General features: G+C 66.3%; 3 protein-coding genes. 1 reads left to right on the top strand and 2 read right to left on the bottom strand.

Features of this window, described 5'->3' with window-relative positions; all coding sequences use genetic code 11:
- Positions 1-199: 199 nt before the first annotated feature.
- Positions 200-1,393, top strand: a complete 1,194-nt coding sequence (locus HUU94_RS05880) for an ectonucleotide pyrophosphatase/phosphodiesterase (RefSeq protein WP_174274170.1) — start codon at positions 200-202, stop codon at positions 1,391-1,393.
- A 96-nt stretch (positions 1,394-1,489) separates the two neighbouring features.
- Here the strand turns inward: HUU94_RS05880 and HUU94_RS05875 are convergent, their stop codons facing one another.
- Together HUU94_RS05875 and HUU94_RS05870 are read right to left on the bottom strand one after the other, a co-directional pair.
- Positions 1,490-2,038 (bottom strand): hypothetical protein, encoded by a 549-nt coding sequence (locus tag HUU94_RS05875; protein ID WP_174274169.1) that lies wholly within the window; start codon positions 2,036-2,038, stop codon positions 1,490-1,492.
- A 116-nt stretch (positions 2,039-2,154) separates the two neighbouring features.
- Positions 2,155-3,738: a peptide chain release factor 3 gene (locus tag HUU94_RS05870; protein WP_174274168.1), complete on the bottom strand. Its 1,584-nt coding sequence runs from the start codon at positions 3,736-3,738 to the stop codon at positions 2,155-2,157.
- Between the last annotated feature and the right edge of the window lie 168 nt (positions 3,739-3,906).

The following is a 3,906-nucleotide window of genomic DNA, read 5'->3' as shown; positions in this document are numbered from 1 at the left end:
CCGGCCCCGCGCTCCACGCCGGCACCACCGCCAGCGATGCCGCCGCCAGCCCCGCGCCCAGCACCCCGCGCCGCCCGATCATCCCCCGTGTCATGCCGCCCCCACGCTCCTGTCCCCGCCTATGCCCCGCCAAAATGTTTCAAAAGGCCGGCGGCGTCACGCCCTTTCGTCCGTCATCACACTCGGCCACGATGCGGCGGTGCCCAACCTGCTGCGATTCGCGCTGATCCTTTTGACGCTGGCGGCCCCCGCGCTCGCGGAGCCGCGCGCGCCGGTGACGATCCTGATCTCGATCGATGGCGCCCGCCCCGATTATCTCGATCGCGGTCTGACGCCGGTGCTGTCGGCGCTGGCGGCGGACGGGGTGCGCGCGCCGATGCGCCCCTCCTTCCCGACCAAGACCTACCCCAATCATTATGTGCTGGTGACCGGGCTGGTGCCCGACCATAACGGCATCGTCGCCAACAAGATGCGCGACGCCGCCAGACCCGATTTCCTGTTCACGATGCAGGACTCCGCCGACGAATTCTGGTGGGACCAGGCCGAGCCGGTATGGGCGGCGGCCGAGCGCGCGGGGATTCCCACCGCCTCGGTCTTCTGGCCCGGCGCCAACGCCGGCTATCAAGGGGTGCATCCCCGCGATTGGTGGCTGTTCAGCGACGGGAACAGCGAACGGCAGCGCGTGGATGCCGCGCTCGATTGGCTGCGCAGGCCCGATCCCGCCGAGCGGCCGCGTTTCATCCTGCTCTATTTCGACAAGGTCGATCACGAGGGTCACAAGCATGGCGTCGACAGCCCGGAGCTCGCCCAGGCGCTGCGCAACACCGATGCCGCGATCGGCCGCCTGACCGCGGGACTCGGGGCGCTCGGCCAGCCCGCCAACCTCGTCGTCGTTTCGGATCACGGCATGGCGATGACGCCGCGCGACCATGTCGTGATGATGGATGCGCTCGCGGACCCCGCCGATTGGGTGGCGACCGACGACGGCCCCTATATCGGCGTCGATCCGAAGCCGGGCCGCGAAGCCGCGCTCGCCGCCGCGCTGCGCAGGCCGCACGATCATGTGCGCTGCTGGCCGCGCGGCGAAATCCCCGCGCGCCTGCGCTACGGCGGCAACCCGCGCGTACCGGCCTGGGTGTGCCTCGCCGACGTCGGCTGGCTGATCTGGACCAAGGTGCCCAAGGCGCCCGACGTCGCCAGCCACGGCTATGACAATCAGGCGCCCGAAATGCGCGCGATCTTCGTCGCGAACGGCCCCGCTTTCCGCGCAGGCCGGACGCTCCCCCTGTTCGACAATGTCGATATCGAGCCGCTGCTCCGCGACCTGATCGGCCTGCCGCCGCACGCCGTCGACGGCTCCGACGCGCCGTTCAGGGGCGTGCTGCGGCGCTGACCGGCGGCGCGGAAGTGCAGGAAGGATACGCCCCGTCGGTAAGGGAGCATGTGTTCTCGTCGAATACGACCGCGATGGGTCGTTAACGGACTTCGCCTATTGACCCGCCACGGCGGTAGAGCTTTCCGAGCCGAAGATCAGGTTTGTGAATTTGAACTGCGCAGTTGAGCAGAATGCCATTGCTTTACCACTGCCGATGGGGACGAAGTCAGCGACAAAGCTACTCCCGCTCACCGTAAGCGTCACTTGCCCCGAACTGGATAGAGATAGAGCGAAGGGCACGGTTGCCTTGGCGTCGACCTGACCCGCGACATCCTCCTTCATAACATCGCCACGCTTAGTATTGAGCCTGACATCCAGTTTCTTAGCGCCAGCTGAAGAGGCGACTAGGCGAAATCCCGCGCTGTTGGCACCGTCCGTGCTGACGAGGCGAACCCCTGCGACCGGAAGATTGTTTCCGGAACGCAATTGCACCAAATCGATCACTCCTTTGATACTGATCGGACTAACCACGGCTTGTGAAACGGACGAAAAGTGGTCGGCAGGAACGTCACAATCGAAGTCTGTAGGCGTTGCCGAGATCGTCGGAGAAGCAAAAAGCGTAGCCGCAAGCAACCCGGCTAAACCGCAGATTCCAAGCTTCATTGCGTCTCTCCACTAAGATGGCTGATCGTGATGTCGGCTTTTGGGAAAAACAAGGGCCCATGAAACGGCTGGAAGTGAATCGCTAGCTGCCGATCATCACGCACCGGCGATAAGCATCACCGCCGGTCCTTGGTCGCCGCGAAACGCAGCTCCGGATTGCGCTGCTGGACGTAGCTCAGCTCCCAATTGTCCTTCGCCAGGAACACCGGCGCGCCGTCGCGGTCCTCGGCCATCGCGCCGCGATGGTCGGCCATGAAGCCGTCGAGCAGCTTGGGCTCCTCGGCGGAGAGCCAGCGCGCGGTCTCCCACGGGCTCGGCTCGAACGAGGCATCGACCTTATACTCGGCCTGCAAGCGCGAGATCAGCACCTCGAGCTGGAGCTGGCCGACGACGCCGACGATCCATTGCGATCCGATCGCGGGGTGGAAGACCTGCATGACCCCCTCCTCGGCCATGTCGTTGAGCGCATTGCGGAGCTGCTTGGTCTTGGTCGGATCGCCGAGCCGGATGCGGCGCAGGATTTCGGGCGCGAAATTGGGCAGGCCAGTGAAGCGCAGCACCTCCCCTTCGGTCAGCGTGTCGCCGACGCGCAGCGTCCCGTGGTTGGGGATGCCGATGATGTCGCCGGGAAACGCCTCGTCGGCGAGCTCGCGTTCGCGCGCGAAGAACAGGATCGGCGAATGCACCGCGATCGTCTTGCCGGTACCGACCTGCGCCAGCTTCATGCCCCGCCTGAACCGGCCCGCGCACAGCCGCATGAAGGCGACGCGATCCCGATGCTGCGGGTTCATGTTCGCCTGAACCTTGAAGATAAAGCCCGAAACGCTTGATTCATCAGGATTTACCGTACGTGGCTCGGCGGGCTGCGGGCGTGGGGACGGCGCGAAGGTGGCGAGCGCTTCGATCAACTGCTCGACGCCGAAATCCTTGAGCGCCGATCCGAAATAGACCGGCGTCAGGTCGCCCGCGCGATAGGCGGTCTCGTCAAACGCCGCATAGCCCGCCTGCCCCAGCTCGGCCTCCTCGCGCAGCCTGGCGAGCCCGTCGGTCGAAAGGATCGCCTCCAGCTTCGGATCGCCGAGCCCGGAGAGGTCTGCCTGCTTGCCCTCATAGGCCCCAGTCGCGTCGTCGGCGGGAAGATACAGCCGGTCGCGCGCCAGATCGTAGAGGCCTTCGAACTCGCCGCCCATGCCGACCGGCCACATCATCGGGCAGACGTCCAGCGCCAGCGCGTCGGCGATCTCGTCGAGCAGAGCGAAAACCGCCCGGCCCTCGCGATCGACCTTGTTGACGAAGGTGATGATCGGCACGCTGCGGAGGCGGCAGACCTCGAACAGCTTGCGCGTCTGCGCCTCGATGCCGCGCGCCGCATCTATCACCATCACCGCCGAATCGACGGCGGTCAGCGTGCGATAGGTATCCTCGGAAAAATCCTCGTGCCCCGGCGTGTCGAGCAGGTTGAAGGTGATGCCGCCGCGATCGAAGGTCATCACGCTGGAGGTGACCGAGATGCCGCGCTGCTGCTCGATCTTCATCCAATCCGATCGAGCACGCCGCGCCTGCCCCCGCGCGCGGACCTCGCCCGCGCTGTGAATCGCGCCGCCGAACAGCAGGAGCTTCTCGGTCAGCGTCGTCTTGCCCGCGTCGGGGTGCGAGATGATCGCGAAGGTGCGGCGCGGAAAGCTTGCGGAAGATGCCATGATGGCGGCGGCGCTTAGCAGCCGCACGGCGGGGCGTCATCCGTATCCCGGAAGACGCCCCGCGCGATGGCCGCTTATTGCGGCGTGGTGGCGACGGTGGTGGTGGTCTTCTCGGTGGTCGCGGTGCGCGCCGGGGTCCTGACGACGCGGCGAACGACGCGGGCCTTG

The sequence above is a fragment of the Sphingomonas bacterium genome (genome assembly GCF_903644055.1).
Lineage (GTDB): Bacteria > Pseudomonadota > Alphaproteobacteria > Sphingomonadales > Sphingomonadaceae > Sphingomonas_I.
This window is presented reverse-complemented; position numbering and strand designations above follow the sequence as displayed.